18 protein-coding genes are annotated in these 17,398 nt (G+C 59.6%); 6 read left to right on the top strand and 12 right to left on the bottom strand.

Features of this window, described 5'->3' with window-relative positions:
• Positions 1 to 72: 72 nt before the first annotated feature.
• Genes Q0931_RS01715 through Q0931_RS01695 form a run of 5 tightly spaced genes read right to left on the bottom strand, consistent with a single transcriptional unit; the run spans position 73 to position 4,722 of the window.
• Positions 73 to 1,140: a hypothetical protein gene (locus Q0931_RS01715; RefSeq protein WP_299256633.1), complete on the bottom strand. Its 1,068-nt coding sequence runs from the start codon at positions 1,138 to 1,140 to the stop codon at positions 73 to 75.
• A gap of 40 nt (positions 1,141 to 1,180) precedes the next feature.
• Positions 1,181 to 2,104, bottom strand: a complete 924-nt coding sequence (locus tag Q0931_RS01710) for a metal ABC transporter permease (RefSeq protein WP_299256631.1) — start codon at positions 2,102 to 2,104, stop codon at positions 1,181 to 1,183.
• Positions 2,101 to 2,979: a metal ABC transporter permease gene (locus Q0931_RS01705; RefSeq protein ID WP_299256629.1), complete on the bottom strand. Its 879-nt coding sequence runs from the start codon at positions 2,977 to 2,979 to the stop codon at positions 2,101 to 2,103. The genes Q0931_RS01710 and Q0931_RS01705 overlap by 4 nt, the downstream gene beginning before the upstream one ends.
• Positions 2,976 to 3,785, bottom strand: coding sequence for a metal ABC transporter ATP-binding protein (locus Q0931_RS01700; protein ID WP_299256627.1), 810 nt, complete (start codon positions 3,783 to 3,785; stop codon positions 2,976 to 2,978). Before Q0931_RS01700 ends, Q0931_RS01705 begins: the two co-directional genes overlap by 4 nt.
• Entirely contained in the window at positions 3,778 to 4,722 is a 945-nt protein-coding gene (locus Q0931_RS01695; protein ID WP_299256625.1) for a metal ABC transporter substrate-binding protein, read from the bottom strand. The genes Q0931_RS01700 and Q0931_RS01695 overlap by 8 nt, the downstream gene beginning before the upstream one ends.
• 234 nt (positions 4,723 to 4,956) lie before the next feature.
• Here Q0931_RS01695 and Q0931_RS01690 point away from each other — a divergent pair, with 234 nt between their 5' ends.
• Complete coding sequence (locus Q0931_RS01690; RefSeq protein ID WP_299256623.1) at positions 4,957 to 5,439, top strand: DUF1007 family protein; 483 nt, start codon at positions 4,957 to 4,959, stop codon at positions 5,437 to 5,439.
• Positions 5,440 to 5,548: 109 nt separating this feature from the next.
• A complete protein-coding gene (locus Q0931_RS01685) occupies positions 5,549 to 6,574 on the top strand; it encodes a nickel/cobalt transporter (protein WP_299256621.1) in 1,026 nt (341 codons plus the stop codon).
• Between the two features lie 12 nt (positions 6,575 to 6,586).
• Here the strand turns inward: Q0931_RS01685 and Q0931_RS01680 are convergent, their stop codons facing one another.
• Both Q0931_RS01680 and Q0931_RS01675 read right to left on the bottom strand, forming a co-directional pair.
• Complete coding sequence (locus Q0931_RS01680; RefSeq protein WP_299256619.1) at positions 6,587 to 7,159, bottom strand: fasciclin domain-containing protein; 573 nt, start codon at positions 7,157 to 7,159, stop codon at positions 6,587 to 6,589.
• A 68-nt stretch (positions 7,160 to 7,227) separates the two neighbouring features.
• Positions 7,228 to 8,367 carry a GNAT family N-acetyltransferase gene (locus Q0931_RS01675; protein ID WP_299256617.1) on the bottom strand — a complete coding sequence of 380 codons (1,140 nt, stop codon included), beginning with the start codon at positions 8,365 to 8,367 and terminating at the stop codon, positions 7,228 to 7,230.
• A 202-nt stretch (positions 8,368 to 8,569) separates the two neighbouring features.
• Here Q0931_RS01675 and pncB point away from each other — a divergent pair, with 202 nt between their 5' ends.
• Positions 8,570 to 9,736 carry a nicotinate phosphoribosyltransferase gene (pncB, locus tag Q0931_RS01670; RefSeq protein WP_299257239.1) on the top strand — a complete coding sequence of 389 codons (1,167 nt, stop codon included), beginning with the start codon at positions 8,570 to 8,572 and terminating at the stop codon, positions 9,734 to 9,736.
• A gap of 73 nt (positions 9,737 to 9,809) precedes the next feature.
• Here the strand turns inward: pncB and Q0931_RS01665 are convergent, their stop codons facing one another.
• The 4 genes from Q0931_RS01665 to gap form a co-directional block, all read right to left on the bottom strand.
• Positions 9,810 to 10,649 (bottom strand): dienelactone hydrolase family protein, encoded by an 840-nt coding sequence (locus Q0931_RS01665; RefSeq protein ID WP_299256615.1) that lies wholly within the window; start codon positions 10,647 to 10,649, stop codon positions 9,810 to 9,812.
• 167 nt (positions 10,650 to 10,816) lie between these two features.
• Entirely contained in the window at positions 10,817 to 11,137 is a 321-nt protein-coding gene (locus tag Q0931_RS01660; protein ID WP_299256613.1) for a hypothetical protein, read from the bottom strand.
• A 243-nt stretch (positions 11,138 to 11,380) separates the two neighbouring features.
• On the bottom strand, positions 11,381 to 12,061 hold the full coding sequence (locus tag Q0931_RS01655; RefSeq protein ID WP_299256611.1) for a haloacid dehalogenase type II: 681 nt from the start codon (positions 12,059 to 12,061) through the stop codon (positions 11,381 to 11,383).
• A 103-nt stretch (positions 12,062 to 12,164) separates the two neighbouring features.
• The gene (gene gap / locus Q0931_RS01650) at positions 12,165 to 13,166 is read right to left on the bottom strand and encodes a type I glyceraldehyde-3-phosphate dehydrogenase (RefSeq protein WP_299256609.1); all 1,002 of its coding nucleotides are present in this window, start codon (positions 13,164 to 13,166) and stop codon (positions 12,165 to 12,167) included.
• A 493-nt stretch (positions 13,167 to 13,659) separates the two neighbouring features.
• On the opposite strand from gap, the gene glk reads away from it, so the two are divergent.
• The 3 genes from glk to Q0931_RS01635 are packed head-to-tail and all read left to right on the top strand — an operon-like array spanning position 13,660 to position 16,357.
• The gene (glk, locus tag Q0931_RS01645; protein WP_299256607.1) at positions 13,660 to 14,622 is read left to right on the top strand and encodes a glucokinase; all 963 of its coding nucleotides are present in this window, start codon (positions 13,660 to 13,662) and stop codon (positions 14,620 to 14,622) included.
• Positions 14,619 to 15,488, top strand: coding sequence for a D-hexose-6-phosphate mutarotase (locus Q0931_RS01640; protein WP_299256605.1), 870 nt, complete (start codon positions 14,619 to 14,621; stop codon positions 15,486 to 15,488). Before glk ends, Q0931_RS01640 begins: the two co-directional genes overlap by 4 nt.
• A gap of 5 nt (positions 15,489 to 15,493) precedes the next feature.
• Positions 15,494 to 16,357, top strand: coding sequence for an aldo/keto reductase (locus Q0931_RS01635; protein WP_299256603.1), 864 nt, complete (start codon positions 15,494 to 15,496; stop codon positions 16,355 to 16,357).
• Positions 16,358 to 16,683: 326 nt separating this feature from the next.
• On the opposite strand, the gene Q0931_RS01630 is transcribed toward Q0931_RS01635, so the two are convergent.
• Positions 16,684 to 17,346, bottom strand: a complete 663-nt coding sequence (locus Q0931_RS01630; protein ID WP_108843099.1) for a bifunctional 4-hydroxy-2-oxoglutarate aldolase/2-dehydro-3-deoxy-phosphogluconate aldolase — start codon at positions 17,344 to 17,346, stop codon at positions 16,684 to 16,686.
• Positions 17,347 to 17,398 lie beyond the last annotated feature (52 nt).

The raw sequence follows: 17,398 nt of genomic DNA, 5'->3' as shown, positions 1-17,398 counted from the left end.
ACGCTGTTTGCGGCATATTGGTGAGCAATCCCGGTCTCTTTTTGGACAATCGAATGCTCCTCTTGCTACCGGTCAAAGCGGTTCGGTTCCGTCGATATCACCAAGGCGCTCAAGCTCATCGGCCGTCGCTCCCGCGTCCTCAAGCAGAGCCTTCAGTGCCTGAAGATCGGGGACGTAACTCATCAGGACATCGGCGCGACCTTCAAGTGTGGCCTCGCCCAGCGCCGCCGGCAACAGCACGGACTCGCCGCGCTCAAGGAGGACGGCCTCACCATTGGCATGCAGGGTAAAGGGGGCGCCTAAATTGGACACCAGCGTGGCGCGATCAATCGACCGGATATAGACGGTATCGATCAACACGCGCTCGAGTGCAAAGAAGGGACCCGCGCAGCAAAAACGCCGCTCCACCCCGGCGGCTTCATGTACGCTCAGAGGCGTTGAAGGGGTGGTCTGCAGTGAGAGATCGATCTCCTCGAGCAGGGCCTCGATATTGGCCTGGCGCTGCGCATGGCTGATCTCGCTGCCATCTTCCATCTGCCAGGACATGGCGTGCTGCTGATGATCGGCCTGCTGCTGCACTTCATAGAGCAACGTCTCCGGGCCAAAGCTGTGCAAAAGCCCTGCCTGCACGTAAAGCGTATCGCCGGGACGAATCTCGATGCGATGCATCACGTCATCAAAGCGATCTTCCAGGAGTGCCGTGCGCAGCGTGTCACGATCCACACCCTCCTTGACGCCGGCCAGCAGCGTGGCACCCGGTGCGGCATGCAGGATGTGCCAGGCCTCGGTCTTGCCGTGTGACCAGGTGCCCTTGCGCCGGGCAGTGGGACCGTTGGCGTGCAGATGAACCGGCAGCATGCCGGTGGCATCAATGAACTTGGCCAGTACCGGGAAATGCGGCCCGTCAAAGTCCTCGCCTACCAGTGCCTCGGGGTACTGCTCGACCAGGGCGTGCAGGGACTGTCCGGCCAGTTCACCGTTGGTGACCCGCGCGCCCTTGCCCTCGATATCGCTGCTTTCCCAGCTTTCAGCAACCCGGCCCTCCGGCAGCCCCTGACGGCCCAGCACCTGCTCTATCTGCCGTCCCCCAAAGACATGGGGCGCATAAAAGGACGTCAGCTTCAGGGGATACCAGCGCATGCCACTCTCCTTGTACAGCGCAGAACATGTGGCTGACAGTCTAGACGGGATGTGACGAGGCCACCTCCTCCTGTTTTCGAGCGGCCACCCTGTCGGCGCGAATGGCGCGCCGGACGCGTATCTTCTGAAAGAGCACGCCGCGGCCGGGGGCAAAAAGGAAGGCCAGCAGGAACAAAAACGCCTGGATGAGCACGATGACACCGCCCGTTTCGACGTCTACATGAAAGCTCACCATCACGCCTGCAAACACCGAAAGCCAGGTGCTTGCCGAGGCCACCATCATCATCGCGGCAAGTCGGCGGGTCAGCAAAAAGGCCGTGCAGCCTGGCGTGACCAGCATGGCAATGACCAATACAACGCCCACGGCCTGAAGCGCCATGACGGTGGCCAGTGTCAGCAAAACCGTCAGCAGCAACTGCAGGCGGCGAGTATCAAGCCCCACCACCTGCGCCTGCTGCGGGTCAAAGCAATAGAGCCGAAGATCGCTGAATTTAAGCGCCACAACGGCCAGTACGACAATGCCGGTAGCGATGAGCTGATAGCGCGTCGAGGCCTCGATCCCCAGCAGGTTGCCCAGCAGAATGTGCACGAAATGCACCTCCGAGGGCACCATGGCGACCAGTACCATGCCCAGCGCCAGAAAACCGGTAAAGGCAATGCCCAGCACCGCATCAGGGCGGATGCGGCAGTGTCGCTCAATCAGACCGGCGCCCAGCAGACAGCACAGGGCGCTGGCCAGCGCGCCGATCACCATGGGAATCCCGGCCAGCCAGGCCAGCACAATGCCGGGCACCACCGCATGGGAGGCCGCATCTCCGACCAGCGACCAGCCCTTCAACACGATCAGACACGACAGCACGGCACAGACCGTCCCCACCAGCAGTCCCATCCACAGCGCCTGGCGCATGAAATCCAGTGTCAGTGGCAGCAACAGCAGTGTCAGCGTCTCGTTGAATGAACTCATGGCCACTCCTCACTGGCGGCATCCGGTGCCGGACGACGTCGCCGGGCCAGCAGCCCATGACGCGGCGCCAGCACCAGAATGATCAAAAAGCACAGCGTCTGCAGCAGCACGATGGCACCACCTACCGAGCTGTCCATGAAATAGCTCGCCCAGCTGCCCGTAAAGGCGCACAGCGCCCCGATCAGCGGCGCCAGCCACAGCATGTGGCCGAAACGATCCGTGAGCAGCCAGGCACAGGCACCGGGCGTAATCAGCATCGCTACCACCAGCAGCGCGCCCACGGCCTGTAATGCCCCTACCGTCATCAGCGAGAGCATCGACAGCAACAGAACATTGAGCCAGACGGTATTCAGGCCCATCACCCGGGCGTGACCTTCATCGAAGCAGTACAGCATCAGATCCTTCCAGCGCAGTGACAGCGCCACGATGCAGACCAGCGAGATGATGATCAGTTGAACGGTCTCACTGTCCCCGATGCCCAGCAGGTTACCGAAAAGAATTGTGGTGAGCTGCACACCCCCGGGATTGAGCGAGATCAGTACCAGCCCCAGCGCCAGAAAGGCAGAGAAGACCACGCCAATGGCAGCATCACTTTTCAGGGCACCCTGCCCCTTGATCAGCCCGATGCCGCCAACCGCCAGCAAGGCGCTGATAAAGGCCGCCGGCGCAAACGGCAGGCCCAGCGCATAGGCAATCGCAATACCCGGTACCACGGCATGAGAAAGGGCGTCCCCCAGAAGTGACCAGCCCTTGAGCACCACATAGCAGGAAAGCCAGCCGCAGACCGCCCCGATCAGCGTGCCAACCAGAATGCCGCGCGTCATGAACTGATAATCAAACGGCGCCAGCAGCCAGGCGATCGGATCACTGCTCATGACAGACTCCATGACGCAGCGCGCACGCTGGCCTTGGTATCGGTAGCCGACAACACCGTCTCGGCCATGACGTCGCCGAAGGTGGCTGCCAGGTGGCGCTGGGTAAAGGTCGTGGATACCGGCCCGAAAGCGACGAGCCGTCTTGAGACCATGGCGACGTGATCGCAGTACTGCGGCACGCTGGACAGTGCATGCGTCACGATCAACACGGTCACGCCTTCATCGCGCAGCCCGCGGATCAGCGCCATGATGCCCTGCTCGGTATGGGCATCCACGCCGGTAAAGGGCTCATCGAGCACCAGAATACGGCTCCCCTGAGCCAGCGCCCGAGCCAGAAATACGCGTTTTTTCTGCCCTCCCGAGAGCATGCCGATCTGGCGCTGCGCCAGATCGGTAATTTCCATGCGGGCCATCGCCTCTTCCACGCAGCGCCGGTCAGTCGCCGACGGAATACGCAGCCAGTTCATCTGACCCTGGCGTCCCATCATGACCACATCGCGCACCGACACCGGAAACTGCCAGTCCACCTCCTCGGCCTGGGGCACATAGGCGACCAGATTGCGCCTCTGGGCCTGGCGCACGGTCATCCGCAGAAGCCGCACCCGGCCACTGGTCGGGCGCGTAAACCCTAAAATGGTTCGACACAGGGTGGACTTGCCGCTGCCGTTGGGACCGATCAGGGCACAGATACTGGCACCCGGCAGGGCCAGAGAAATCTCCTGGATCCCCAGATGCCCATCGGGATAGCGCACACTGGTACGCGACACCTCGATAGCGGCACCGTCATATTGAGTCAGGTTACTCAAGGCCAAACCCCTTTTGTATCTGCTCTGCGTTGTAACGCAAAAGTGTTTCGTAATCGGGGACCGGACCGTCGTCACGGGTCAGTGAGTCGACATACAACGTACCGCCGTAGCGCGCGCCGGTTTCAGAGGTCACCTGCTTCATCGCCCGGTCATTGACCGTGCTTTCACAAAAGGTCACCGGTACATCATCGGCGTTGAGGTCATCGATCAAGCGACGCACCTGTTGCGGTGTTCCCTCCTGCTCTGCGTTGACCGACCAGAGGAAACGTTCCCGAAAGTCATATTCCCGGGTCAGGTAGGAAAAGGCACCTTCACAGGTCGCCAGCGTGCGCTGCGCGTCGGGAATGCGTGCAAAGGCGTCCCTGAGCGCCTGGTCCAGCGCTGCAAGCCGGTCGCTGTAGGCTTTGGCGTTGCGGTTGTAAGTCGCCACCCGAGCCGGGTCCAGCGCGACCAGCGCCCGGCGAATGTTCTCGACGTAGATCAGGCCGTTTTGCGGGGTCATCCAGGCGTGAGGATTGGGATGGCCGCTGTAAGGCCCTTCGCCCAGACCAATCGGTTCGATACCCTCGGTCAGTACGGCGACAGGCACATTGTCCATGCCCTGATAAAAACGCTGAAACCAGCGCTCGAGCCCCATGCCGTTGTAGAGGATGAGATCGGCCCGTCGGGCCTTGAGGATATCGCGCGGGGTGGGCGCATATTCATGAATTTCGGCGCCAGGCGGCACAATGGAAATCACTTCCAGCTCGTCGCCGGCCACCTGACGGGCCATGTCCGCCATGATCGTGAAGCTTGCCACTACCGTCCTGCGCTCGTGGGCCAGCGTTGCACCGGACATCAGCATCAGCGCCGGCACCACCCAGACCGCCACGGCCCGAGCCGCTGACAACCGGCGGCGCGCCGCCATCATCGTGGCCGCGTTTATCTCTTTTATCATGACGAATCTCCCCTGGCGGTATCGTCATGAAATCCTATTTAACCACGGTTAAAAAAGAAACCCCTGGTTGCTTAATCCATCCTGATGAACCACGCCCGGCTGTAGATGTTATCTCTCGCAACCCCCGCAGAGCTGGGGCAACATGCCATTTCGGTTACTGGAAGAGGCAAAAGCGTGCTCATGAATTCCCGGCGTTTCAGGCGAGTATCTGTCCTGCTGACAGGGGGTGTCATCTTGTTGGTAGCAGCCTCGGCCATGGCGCACCCTCACGGCTGGATCGATTACCGCGTCACGGTCATGGTCGATGATCAGCAACGGGTCACGGCGCTTGAGCAGTCATGGAAGATGGACCCGTTTCAGAGCCTGACCATGGTGGAGGGTCTGGAAGGCGTGGCAGGTGACGAGAGCATGGCACAGCGTTTGGATGCGCTCGGCCACGAGATCGCGGTCAATCTGGCCACCCAGCATTACCTGACCCATGTGTACGATGGAGAGCAGGAAATACCCCTGAGAGGCATCGAGGACTACACCACCCGCCTGAACGACAATCGGGTCGAGTTTTCCTTCATTGTGACGCTGGCCGAGCCGCAGCCGCTGAGCGATGCGCTTCGCTGGAAAGTCTACGATGACACCTATTTCATCGAGTTTTTGTATGACGATCAGACCGAGCGGCCCATTGAACTGGTCAATGCCCCTCGCAGTGTCATGGCGAGGTGATACACGCCGACCCGGACCCTGCCGTCGTGGCCGACGTATCCGCCATTGATGTGACCGGAGAGACGCCCGAGGGCATTGGCCGGCTTTTTGCCGACACCGGAGTGATCAAGTGTCAGGATATTTGAAACCGGTGTGGATAACGCTTGCTGTCATCGTACTGGCGGGGCTGCTGCTGTCGACGATCGGTCAGGGACTCTGGCAACCGCTGGTCGGTGAGATCATCACACAGCAGCGTACGCTGCATCGGGGGCTGGCCAGCGCCATGATGGCGCTCTCCCGGCGTGAAGGCGCAGGGGACTGGCTGGATCTGATCGTGCTGAGCCTGGGCTATGGCGTTTTTCACGCCCTCGGACCCGGTCATGGCAAGGCGGTCGTGGCGACCTATCTGCTGACCCAGCGCGCGGCCCTGCTGCGGGGGCTGATCATGACCGCCAGCGCTGCCCTGCTTCAGGGCGTGGTAGCCATTGTCATGGTCACGATTCTGGTACTGGGATTTGGCTGGCTGACCCGGGAGGCGATGGCCGGCACCGTCTGGATCGAGAAGGCAAGCTTTGCCGCTGTCACGGCACTGGGGCTCTGGCTCATGGTGCGCGCCGGTCGCGGCCTTCAGAGCAAGGCGCCCCTGTCGGCATCATCCGAGGATACCGTTCAGCCCGGCATCCTGCGGCTGACCCCGACACAGCCTGCCGGAACCAGCGTTGTGACGCCGTTGAACCACGTCGGCAATGGCCCCTGTCACTGCGGGCGAACCTACCACATTGACCCCATGACCAGCGGCCGACGCTGGCGCGAGATGACAGCGGCCATCCTTTCAATCAGCCTGCGCCCATGCAGTGGCGCAGTCATGGTGCTTGGCGTCGCGGCCATGCTGGGCTTCTGGTGGGCCGGGGTGCTGGCGGTACTGGCCATGTCAGTGGGCACGGCGCTGTCGACCTCCGTTCTGGCCGCCCTGACGGTAATGGCCCGCAGACTAATGACCCATCTTTTTCAGCGAACCGATCAGCGACGCCCTCTGGGGCTGGGGTATCTTCTCGCCCTGCTGGGCGGTGCGCTGATCACGCTTTTGGGCATCGCTCTTTTGATCAGTGCCCCTGATACGGCACTGTCACCGCTGATGCAGGGGCCGCTGGGCTAGAGGTCCCGAGGCTCAGGAATCCGGCCGCAGACCGGTGGCATCCCAGGGGGTCAGCACGCCCTTGATGGGATGAATAATGCCATTGTGCGCGCGAATTTCCTGTCGATCGACGGGAATATCGTTGACCCGGTACTGGCCGTCCTGCACGTCCAGACCGAGCTGTCCCACCAGGGCCTGGGGGCGGCCCAACACCCTGAACTCACTGGCCGGCACCGTGCCCGGCAGCATGTGATACTTCAACACCTTTTCAAGCCACTCCTCGTGTTCCCCGCCAAGCAGCGCCTGACGTTCGCTCTGAGGCAGCCGCGCGAAGGCTTCATCGGTCGGTGCAAAGATGGTGTAGGGACCGTTGTCGTCAAGCATGTCACTCATGCCGGCTTCATTGAGGGCCTTCACCAGCGTAGTGAAATCGCCGTTGGCCTTGAGCGTTTCCAGAAGCGTCTGATCTTCGTGGTCGGTAATGTCGCCCGGTTGCTGCTGAGGCGCGTTCTGACCCCCTGACTGAGCCTGCACCATCGGCGCCATACCCCCGCCCGCCAGCGCCAGACAGGCTGCCATCCACATACTGCGATACAAGATTTTCATTATTTCTCCACGACATGAATACAGGAAATCGGTCACCACCGAGGATCAGTGGCTTGCATGTCAAACGATCAGCGCTCGCGTCGAAAGGGCAGCATGGCAGCTGCTTCGAGGCGCATCTGTTGCATGGCGGTGTCTTCTCGCCCCAGAAACTCCGCCACGGCATCGCGAAACCCGTCATGGGCCAGCCAGTGCAGTGAGCGGATGGCAATCGGCTCAAAACCCCGGGCAATCTTGTGCTCTCCCTGGGTGCCCGGATCAAAACGTGACAGCCCGGCGGCCAGACAGTGCTCGATACCCTGATAGTAGCAGGCTTCGAAATGCAGGCAGCTGGCCTCGACCTCGCTGCCCCAGTAGCGTCCATAGAGCGTAGTCGACCCGCGCAGACACAGCGCTGCGGCCACGGGTCGCGATGTTTCATCCAGCGCCTGAATCAGTACCAGGGCATCGGGCATGTCCTGCAGCAAACGGTAGAAGAAATTGATGTCCAGATAGCCGCGCTGGCCATGCTCCATATAAGTAATCTGATAACAGCGATAAAAGTGCTTGATGGCAGTCCGGTCGATGTCTCGCCCCACCAGACGTCGCATGCTCAGTCCCTGCTCGGCCACGCGGCGCCGCTCCCGGCGCACTTCCTTGCGCCGTTTCGAGGTCATGGCCCCCAGAAACCCCTCGAAATCGCCATAGTCACGATCAAACCAGTGATACTGCATGCCGCTGCGCTCGAGCAGCTCGGGCCAGTGCTGGCGCCATTGATGCGCCAGCGCCGCTTCCGGAAACAGCAGATGCCATGACAACAGCCCCGTACTTTCAAGATGCTCGGCCATCATGATCAGGGCATCATCGGTATCGATGTTGTCGGCGAGCAGCAGGCGTGGACCGGTGGCCGGTGTAAAGGGAATGGCGCTCAACTGCTTTGGATAGTACTCGCCGCCGGCCCGCTCCCAGGCATCGGCCCACTGCCAGTCAAAGACATACTCGCCCCAGGAGTGATCCTTGAGATAACGCGGCATGGCGCCGACCAGCCGATCGCCCTGCCAGATCGTCAGATGATGCGGGGTCCAGCCGGTGCGCGCACAGACAGCCCCGGTCACTTCCAGAGCGTTGAGAAATTCATGACGGATGAAGGGATAATCCGAACCTGCCAGCGCATTCCATTGCTGCGCATCGATATCGGCCATTGCACCGATATCGCGAATATCGAGACTCATGGCGCTTCTCCAGCCAGATGCATGATAGGGGTACAGGATAGTGATAGCGGTACAGGATAGTGACAGGGGTAAAGAATAGAAGGTCCTGACGCGCCAGGGTCAGGCCTTGTGTCAACGCTTCGGGATGGAGTCAGCGTAGCGGCTGCGCTATGCTGTCAAGCTATCGTTTAAATGGTCATCAACAGAGATGCCGACTCGCTCAATGCTGCATTCGATCCTTGATAATGACTTCTACAAGTTCACCATGCAAAACGCCGTGGTGAAACTGTTTCCCAACGCTCATGCACGCTACAGCTTTATCAATCGTGGCGAGCATGCCTTCCCGCCCGGCTTTGGCGAACGGCTCAGGGAGCAGGTAGATGCCATGGCCGCACTGCGGCTGACCAGCGAGGAACGCCATTTTCTGGAGATCACCTGCCCCTATCTCGACCCGACCTATCATGATTTTCTGGAGGGCTTTCGTTACAAGCCCCATGAGGTCACCATCGATCAGCAGGGCGAAGTGCTCAGCGTCACCATCGAGGGACTGTGGTATCGCACCATTCTCTGGGAAGTGCCGCTGATGACGCTGATCAGTCAGATCTGGTACGAGATGCTCGAAGAACAGCGCGACAGCGATGAGCTGGTCGCCCAGCGCACGCGCGAAAAGATCGAGCACTACGGCGAACTGGGCGTGCGCATTGCCGAGTTCGGCACCCGCAGGCGTCACTCCTACGAGGTGCACGACCTGGTGGTCAGCACCCTCAAGCGCTACGGCGGCAGCACCTTTACCGGCACCAGCAACGTGCACATGGCCCATCGCCACGGGGTCAAGCCGCTGGGCACGCATGCTCACGAGTGGTTCATGTTCCACGCCGCCCGTTTTGGCTTCAAGATGGCCAATACCCTGGCACTGGAGAACTGGGTCGAGGTCTATCGTGGCGACCTGGGCATCGCGCTGTCGGACACCTTCACCACGCAGGTCTTTTTTGAAGGCTTCGACAAGATGTTTGCCAAGCTGTTTGACGGGATTCGTCATGACAGCGGTGACCCCATCGAATTCGCCAAGGCCACCATCGATCACTACGAGCACTACGGCATCGACCCGCGCAGCAAGACCATCATCTTTTCCGACGCTCTCGACACCCACAAGGTCGAGAAAATCACCCGCTTTTGTGAAGGCCGCATCGGCATGTCGTTCGGTATCGGTACCAATTTCACCAATGATGTCGGCCTCAAGCCGATGAACATGGTGGTCAAGATGACCGAAACCCGCCCCGAAGGGGATCAGTGGCTGCCGGTCGTCAAGCTCTCCGATATTCGCGCCAAGAACACCGGCGATCCGAGCATGATTCATCTCGCACGCCGCATTCTGTCACTGCCTCAGTAGTCCGCAAGGCGATCAGAAAAAGGGGCCGGCACGGTATGCACCGTGCCGGCCCCTTTTAACGAGTGGCGCTGATCTACTTGGCGCTGGCCTGCGGCGCGGCAAACACCTTGTTGAACACGTTGAGCATGACCTGCCAGCTGGCAGCATCGGCTGCAGCATTGTAGGCCAGCGGCAAATCGAACTCCCGAGCCTTTGCATCGGCATACGGATTGGCAAAGGCGTGCATGGCATCGGGGTACTGAATCAGCGTGGCATCGGTCTCCACACTCTCAAAGGTCTCCAGCAGTGACTTGAGCGCCGACTGCGCCACCATCTGATCATTCAGGCCATTCTGAATGATGACCCGCCCATCAAAATGGCTGGGGGTTTCCACCACCTGCCCCGGACTGCCGTGAAAGCTGACCGCTGCCTTGAACGGCATGCCATCAAGCGCGGCATTGAGGGCGATACCGCCGCCGAAACAGTAGCCGATGATGGCCATCCGCGAGGCATCCACTCCCTGCTGGTCCCTGAGGGCGTCGATAGCCGTTTCGAGATTGTGGCGAGCACCGGGCCAGTCACTCATGACCGCCTTTGAAAAGCTGCCGGCCTCATCAGGATGCGTGGCCGTTTTGCCACTGCCATACATGTCGACGGCAAAGGCCACATAGCCCAGCGCAGCCAGCTGCTCGGTACGATGTCGAATGTAGTCGCTCAGCCCCCACCACTCGTGGACCACCAGTACCAGCGGGCGCTTGCCCTCCTTCTCGGTATCACGGGCCAGATAACCGGTGTACTGCTCGCCGTCCACGCTATAGGTCAGCGTCTGCGTTTCAACCTTCGGGCCCATTCGCCCCGGAGTGCCCTCATCCCCCCAGGTATTGACGCTGGCCAGCATCAATCCCATGCCGAGTCCCAGAAACATGGTTCTCATGAAATTCCCCTGTGCTGTTATAAACGCGTTATGTGACCTCATTGTTGTTATCAGTATAAGAAGACATAACGCATGCTGATATTATTGTGTTGATGGTCATCATGAGAAAAGGGGCCTCACCATGACTGGCGAAGCCCCTTTTCAGGAACAGAAATTTCTGGGGTGACTCAGGCGCGCCGCTGCTCGGTCAGAAGAATCAGGCTTTTATCGTGTGACGGCTCGCCTGTGATGTCTGTCGAAGTGGTCTTTTGCAGATCTGTTGCAGCGCGCGCCAGACTTGCCTTGACCAGATCGCGAAGCTGATCGCAGGTAATGATGATGCGCTCGGCGCGGGGCTGTCCCTGCCAGATCACATCGATGACCGGATGCTCCCGCGTCTGATCAATACCAACGATACGCCCCTGCCGTTCCCGACGTGCATCTCTCAGTGTTGACCCCAAAAGCTGATGCACACCGCTGACACATTGTTTCCTGGATACATATGGCATGGCTGGCTGACCTGTTGCTGCCATTGAACGGCAGTCATTTCGGATGCATTGCTGCACGCGGACAGATAATTAATTCAAGGTTGACAATTTATGTGATTTAGAGCGCAACCTTAACATAACCAACTGATCAGAACACAGGTTATTTGTCAATTAAATTGTCGCCATACTGCGACACCCGTGTCTTCCCCGGGGCAGTCAACATCGAAAATCAGGGCCGATAAACGCCCTGATCATTACCCGATATCAACGCATGCCCGCAAGCTTATCGGTCAGCTCATCCAGTTTGTCGACTTCAAGATTGGGGGCCAGGGACGGGTCTTCTATCAGGGCCGTTCGGTCACGATGAATCCAGGCGGCCTTCAAACCGGCATGGCGCGCGCCCTGAATATCCCAGTTATTGCTCGAGACCAGCCAGGCATTGTCATGAGCCACCTTCATGCGGCGTGACAGGTGGTGATAAACCACCGGGTCAGGCTTGAAGCGCTTGATGTCATCGACACTGACCAGCGCTTCAAAATGATGGGCCAGCCCTGCATTTTGAAGCACCTCCTGCATGGCCTTTTCAGTGCCATTGGAGAAGGCTACACAGCGATAGCCGGCAGATACCAGCGATGCCAGCGCGCCATCGACTTCTTCAAAGGCGGGCAGGCGTGAATAGGCCGCCATCCAGTCATCACGGGTACTTGAGTCCACATTGACCTCTTGCGCGGCAATGGCTACGTCAAGGGCATCGCGCGTACAAACCGAGAATTCAACGTAGCGTCCCATGAGCCCGCGACGAAAGGAAAGCTGCAACTGACTGGCACGCCACTGGGCTGCCACGCTCTCTGCCTGTTCGCCCAGCGTGGGCCGCAGCACCTCAGCCATGGCATTCGGATTGATCAATGTGCCGTACACATCAAAGGCCAATAGTGTTTGTGTCATGTCTCCTCCTTGAAAACGATGATGGGTCAAAAAAGGACGCCCGAAGGCGTCCTTTGATATCGCGATACCATAATGGTACTGCAATAGTACTGCGAGAAACGGATTAGAGGGTTTTGCCCATGGCCAGTGCCGTATCGAGCATACGGTTGGAGAAGCCCCACTCGTTGTCGTACCAGGACATGACCTTGACCAGCCGGCCGTTGACACGTGTGTGGTTGGTGTCAAAGGTCGAAGAGCTGGGGTTGTGGTTGAAATCGATCGAGACCAGCGGCTTCTCGTTGATGTTCAAAACACCCGACTTCGCGGCAGCATCGCGCATGATTTGATTGATCTCGTCACGGCTGGTATCGCGAGAAGCCGTAAAGGTCAGATCCACGACCGAGACGTTGATAACCGGCACGCGAATGGCAAAGCCATCCAGCTTGCCATCAAGCTCGGGCAGCACCTTGGCCACGGCCGAGGCCGCACCGGTCTTGGTCGGAATCATCGACTGGGTCGCGCTGCGGGCGCGGAACGGGTCGGAGTGATAAACGTCCGACAGGTTCTGATCGTTGGTGTAGGCGTGGATGGTATTCATCAGACCGGTCTCGATACCCACGGTATCGTTGAGGGCCTTGGCTACCGGCGCCAGGCAGTTGGTAGTGCATGAAGCATTGGAAACCACCGTATGGCCGGCTTCCAGCACCTGCTCGTTGACACCGAAGACGATGGTGGCATCGGCATCACCGCTCGGACCGGAGATCAGAACCCGCTTGGCACCGGCTTCGATATGCTTGGCCGCGGCCTCGCGCTTGGTGAAGATACCCGTGCATTCCATGACCAGATCCACATTCAGATCGCCCCACGGAAGTTTGGCTGGATCACGCTCGGAGAGAATGCGAACACGGTCACCGTTGACGGTAAAACTTTCATCATCATGGGTAATATCGGCATTGAAATGGCCGTGCGTACTATCGTTTTCAAGCAGCAGCGCGTTCAGCGCCGGGTCGCCCAGATCATTGATGGCCACGACTTCGATACGGTCACGATAACCACTTTCATAAAGTGCGCGAAAGGTGTTACGTCCGATACGTCCGAACCCGTTGATTGCGACACGAAGCGTCATGTTTTCTCCTCCTGCGATTTGGATAAAGCTCATCACCGACAGATTAATGAGCCGCAATTCTCTCGGTTTTCGGCCCCTGAATGTCTAACGTGGGGTCATTTTTTCTGACCTCAATGGTCCTGTTGTAAAGCCCTGCCCATTCAGGTGTCCGCGATGGCCCGGGCGAACCCCCTGTTTTTTCCATTCGGCGTCATGTGATGCCCGGACAAGTCTGGCCCGGGACGACCGATTACGCCAGAGCCTGTCCTCATTGAGAGAAGAGACGCATAAATCACAGGACCGATCATGACTGAGGATCCATCCTGATGGTTTCTACAAAAGAGGTGAATCGTGTCAAACAAGGCGCAACCCGGTAAAGTCCTGACGATAGGACATGTTTTATTCTGTGTGGCCACCTCGCGTCAGCGTGTTGCCCTAATGACTGATATTCTGGCGGCATCGATGAGCAGGAATTGTTTCAAAGACTTATAGAACTTCAGGAGTACCATCCGCCATGACACGCCCCGCCCTGGTCGGCGACATCGGTGGCACCAATGCCCGCTTCGCCCTGGTGACCCCCGGCGCTTTCGATCTGCACGATATTCAGACGCTGGCCTGCGCCGATCATGCCAACCTCGATGATGCGGTCAACGCCTATCTTGCCAGCATTAATGGTGAGCGACCGATCGAAGCCTGTCTGGCCTTTGCCTGCCCGGTACACGATGATGAAATCAAGATGACCAACAATCCATGGCGCTTTTCAAAAAGCGACATGAAACAACGTCTTGGGCTGGATAACTTCAAGGTCATCAACGACTTTACCGCCATGGCGCTGGGCCTGCCCCATATTCCCGATGAAGACCTGGTCAACCTGGGCGACGGCCACAGCGAGCCCGGTCGTGCACGTCTGGTCATTGGTCCGGGCACCGGCCTTGGGCTGGCAGGCCTGGCGCCCAGCCAGCGCTTCTGGATTCCACTATCGGCTGAAGGCGGCCATGCCAGCTTCGCACCGGTCGATGACTTCGAAATTCGCCTGCTACAGTGGTTTCGAGGCCGCTATGGCCGCGTCTCGATCGAGCGCGTTTTGTGCGGCCAGGGGCTGCTGGATATCTACACTGCCATGTGCGAGTTCGAAGGCCATGACTGCGCCCTCAGCACACCGGCCTGCGTCAGCGAAGCCGCCCGCAGTGAAGAAGACCCGGTGGCCCGTCAGGCTGTCCTGCGGTTTTGCAAGATACTCGGCGATGCCACCGGCGATGCGGCACTGACCCTGGGTGCCCGCGGCGGCGTTTATCTGTGCGGGGGGATTCTGCCTCGTATTCTTGATACGCTTCGGATCAGCGATTTTCGCAAGGCCTTTGCCGACAAGGGGCGCATGAGCCCCTACAATGCCGATATTGCGACCTGGGTAGTGACCGCCAAATGGACCGGACTGCTGGGCGCCGCCGAAGCACTGCACAACGAGGAGGTGACATGATCCCGGATGCATTGAGCGAGCTTTTGTCGTCCACACAGGGGCAACGTGATGCCACCTGGCAGGGCCGCTCGCTGCTGGTCATCAACGATGACTGGGGGCAGCTTGTCCTGTCCCGCCATGGTGGCCATCTGCTGCATTACGCGCCGGTCGGAGATCGCGGCTGGCTCTGGACCACCTCCACGCCCAAGGCATCGCCGGAGGCTTTACGTGGCGGTGTGCCGCTGTGCTGGCCCTGGTTTGGCGAGCCCGAAGATGGCAATGGCCCGATGCACGGCCTTGCTCGTACCGCCAACTGGCGTATCGACGCCGTTGATGAAGGGGTGGAAGGTGGCGTTGAAATTCATCTTTCGCCCGAAGAGCAGTTGCATGACACCCTGGCGCCTCGTTTGATCATTCATGCCAATGCCCAGCGTCTGGCCATGGAGCTTGTGACCGAACACATCGGCGAAACACCGATACGCCTGACCCAGGCGCTGCACGCCTATTTTGCAGTTCCGGACACCCACCAGTGTCGTATCGAGGGGCTGGGCGGCGCGCGCTATCTGGACAAGCTGGCCGACTACGCCGAGGCAGAACAGACCGGCGTACTGGGAATTCGTGGCGCGCTGGATCGCATCCATCACTCCAGCCGACCGCTGGTGCTTGATGATGGGCACAGACGCCTGAGAATCGCCAAGCAGGGCAGCGACTCAACCGTTGTCTGGCATCCGGGCGACAAGCTGCCGACCGATATCCCCGACCGTGAACGCCTGAACTTCATCTGTATCGAACCGGCCTGTACCCGGCTGGATCCGGTCTGGCTTGCTCCCGGGGCACAGCACGTCCTGTCGATGCACATAAGTCCTGAAACCTCTGCTCGGGAATAACCCTGATGAGCATGACAGCCGCGCCCTTTGTGATCGGTCTGCGCCAGCTACCGTACTACGACAGCCTGCAAACGCCCGAAGCACTGGCGAGCTGGTTTCAGCAGCGCCTCGAAGAGGGGCTTTGCGAGTTCGACCACAGTGATCTCGAAAAGGGACAGGAAGGCCTGCTGGGGCAGGCGATCCGGCAGCTCCCGAAAAGTCAGGCCCGACAGCTTCAGTTTGACATGAGTGTTGGCGTGGTCCCGGCACAGCGCAATGAAGACCGCTTTGGCGCCAAGTATTACGACACCCGCCCCGAGTATCTCGATGAGGTCGTCAATCGTGCGCTGAAGCAGCTGGGCATAGAGCAGATCAACACCCTCATGCTCATGCGCCCTGATCCTCTGATGGACGTTGAGGCTACCGGACGGGCGCTGGATGCCATTGTCGAGAGCGGTCGAGCAGGATGCATTGGTGTGGCCAACTTCCTGCCTGCTCAGTGGCGGCATCTTCAGGCTGCCATGCAGACACCGCTGGCCTGTCAGCAGATGGAGATGTCGATCGCCCGCAGCCAGATGCTCTTTGATGGCATGTGGGACAGCATGCGCCGCGACAACATGTCGGGCCTTGCCGGTTCGCCACTATGGGGTGGGCGCATTTTTGAAAACCAGCTGGGTCAGATGCTCAAGGCCATGGCCGACACCCATCAGGTCAGCCCTGCCGGTATCGCGCTGGCCTGGCTTCACACCATCCCGGGGCAGCCCAGAGCCGTGGTGGGAACGCTTCGCCCTGCCCGGCTGCAGGCACTGGCACACGATGCCGGCCTGACGCTGAGCCGACCAGAGTGGTTCGCCCTGCTGGAAGCCGTGCGCGCCTATCGCGTGCCCTGATCTCCCTTGGTCATGCGCATCGGAGGCTGCCCGTTTTCGAAGGGGCAGCCTTTTTTATGCGTCATTCACCCCATCCCTGCAGGTGGCCAAAAATGGCAGCACTGCCGGCGTGACAGATACGCCAGGTGCAGGATCAGGACGACAAGCTGTCTGCGCACGCCCGATGATTGATGGAGGAGCCAAGGCAACCTCTCAACCATCAGCGCAAAAAAAGCCCGCCTCAAACGAGACGGGCAAAACAACAGCCGAGGCTGCCGAGAGAGCCGGTAGCGACAGGATCATGCATGCCCTGCCGTCTGGTAACTCAAGATACCAATTCAACGTGCTCAGTGCTTGATGGTGGCCACGGTCTCACGCGCAATGGCGCGAATGCCGTCCCAGTCCTCATTTTCAATCAGTTCCTTTGGAGTCACCCAGGTACCGCCGACACACATGACGTTGCGAAGCCTTAAATAGTTGGCTGCATTGTCGGGCGTAATGCCCCCGGTAGGGCAAAACTGGACATCTCCCAGGGGGCCTGCAAGCGCCTTGAGTGCGCCAACACCGCCACTGGCCTCGGCCGGGAAGAACTTGAAGCGACGATAGCCGTACTGCCAGCCGGTCAGGAGTTCCGTTGCCGTTGCAATCCCCGGCAGCAGGGGCACCGGGCTTTGAATACCATACTCGTAGAGGCGATCGGTAGTACCGGGGGTGACCACAAAGTCCACACCGGCATCTTCTGCACGCCGATACTGCGCGGGTGTGAGTACCGTGCCGGCACCGATGCTGGCTTCGGGCAACTCGTCACGCAGGCGATAAAGCGCTTCCATGGCACAGTCGGTGCGCAGGGTCACTTCCAGTACGGTAAGCCCGCCTTCGTAAAGCGCCCGGCACAGCGGTACGGCGTCTTCGATGCGATGAATGGTCAACACCGGGATGACCGTGGTCCGCTGACAGATACTGTCAATTTCGGTCGTACGTGTGGACGGTAACTGCTTGTCCGATGACATGAAGCCTCCTGATCATCACCCCGGCGGTATGCGCCGCGCTAAACAGATCGAA

It is taken from the genome of uncultured Kushneria sp. (assembly GCF_947497025.1).
Lineage (GTDB): Bacteria > Pseudomonadota > Gammaproteobacteria > Pseudomonadales > Halomonadaceae > Kushneria.
Note: the sequence above shows the minus strand (reverse complement) of the source record. Positions and strands in the feature narration are given on the sequence as shown.

Excerpts from the sequence above, each read along its gene's own strand:
- glk (WP_299256607.1), top strand. The coding sequence starts at position 13,660 with ATGACACGCCCCGCCCTGGTCGGCGACATCGGTGGCACCAATGCCCGC.
- Q0931_RS01660 (WP_299256613.1), bottom strand. The coding sequence starts at position 11,137 with ATGCCATATGTATCCAGGAAACAATGTGTCAGCGGTGTGCATCAGCTT.
- Q0931_RS01675 (WP_299256617.1), bottom strand. The coding sequence starts at position 8,367 with ATGAGTCTCGATATTCGCGATATCGGTGCAATGGCCGATATCGATGCG.
- Q0931_RS01635 (WP_299256603.1), top strand. The coding sequence starts at position 15,494 with ATGAGCATGACAGCCGCGCCCTTTGTGATCGGTCTGCGCCAGCTACCG.
- Q0931_RS01715 (WP_299256633.1), bottom strand. The coding sequence starts at position 1,140 with ATGCGCTGGTATCCCCTGAAGCTGACGTCCTTTTATGCGCCCCATGTC.
- Q0931_RS01705 (WP_299256629.1), bottom strand. The coding sequence starts at position 2,979 with ATGAGCAGTGATCCGATCGCCTGGCTGCTGGCGCCGTTTGATTATCAG.
- Q0931_RS01655 (WP_299256611.1), bottom strand. The coding sequence starts at position 12,061 with ATGACACAAACACTATTGGCCTTTGATGTGTACGGCACATTGATCAAT.
- Q0931_RS01695 (WP_299256625.1), bottom strand. The coding sequence starts at position 4,722 with ATGATAAAAGAGATAAACGCGGCCACGATGATGGCGGCGCGCCGCCGG.
- Q0931_RS01630 (WP_108843099.1), bottom strand. The coding sequence starts at position 17,346 with ATGTCATCGGACAAGCAGTTACCGTCCACACGTACGACCGAAATTGAC.
- Q0931_RS01680 (WP_299256619.1), bottom strand. The coding sequence starts at position 7,159 with ATGAAAATCTTGTATCGCAGTATGTGGATGGCAGCCTGTCTGGCGCTG.
- gap (WP_299256609.1), bottom strand. The coding sequence starts at position 13,166 with ATGACGCTTCGTGTCGCAATCAACGGGTTCGGACGTATCGGACGTAAC.
- Q0931_RS01640 (WP_299256605.1), top strand. The coding sequence starts at position 14,619 with ATGATCCCGGATGCATTGAGCGAGCTTTTGTCGTCCACACAGGGGCAA.
- pncB (WP_299257239.1), top strand. The coding sequence starts at position 8,570 with ATGCTGCATTCGATCCTTGATAATGACTTCTACAAGTTCACCATGCAA.
- Q0931_RS01710 (WP_299256631.1), bottom strand. The coding sequence starts at position 2,104 with ATGAGTTCATTCAACGAGACGCTGACACTGCTGTTGCTGCCACTGACA.
- Q0931_RS01665 (WP_299256615.1), bottom strand. The coding sequence starts at position 10,649 with ATGAGAACCATGTTTCTGGGACTCGGCATGGGATTGATGCTGGCCAGC.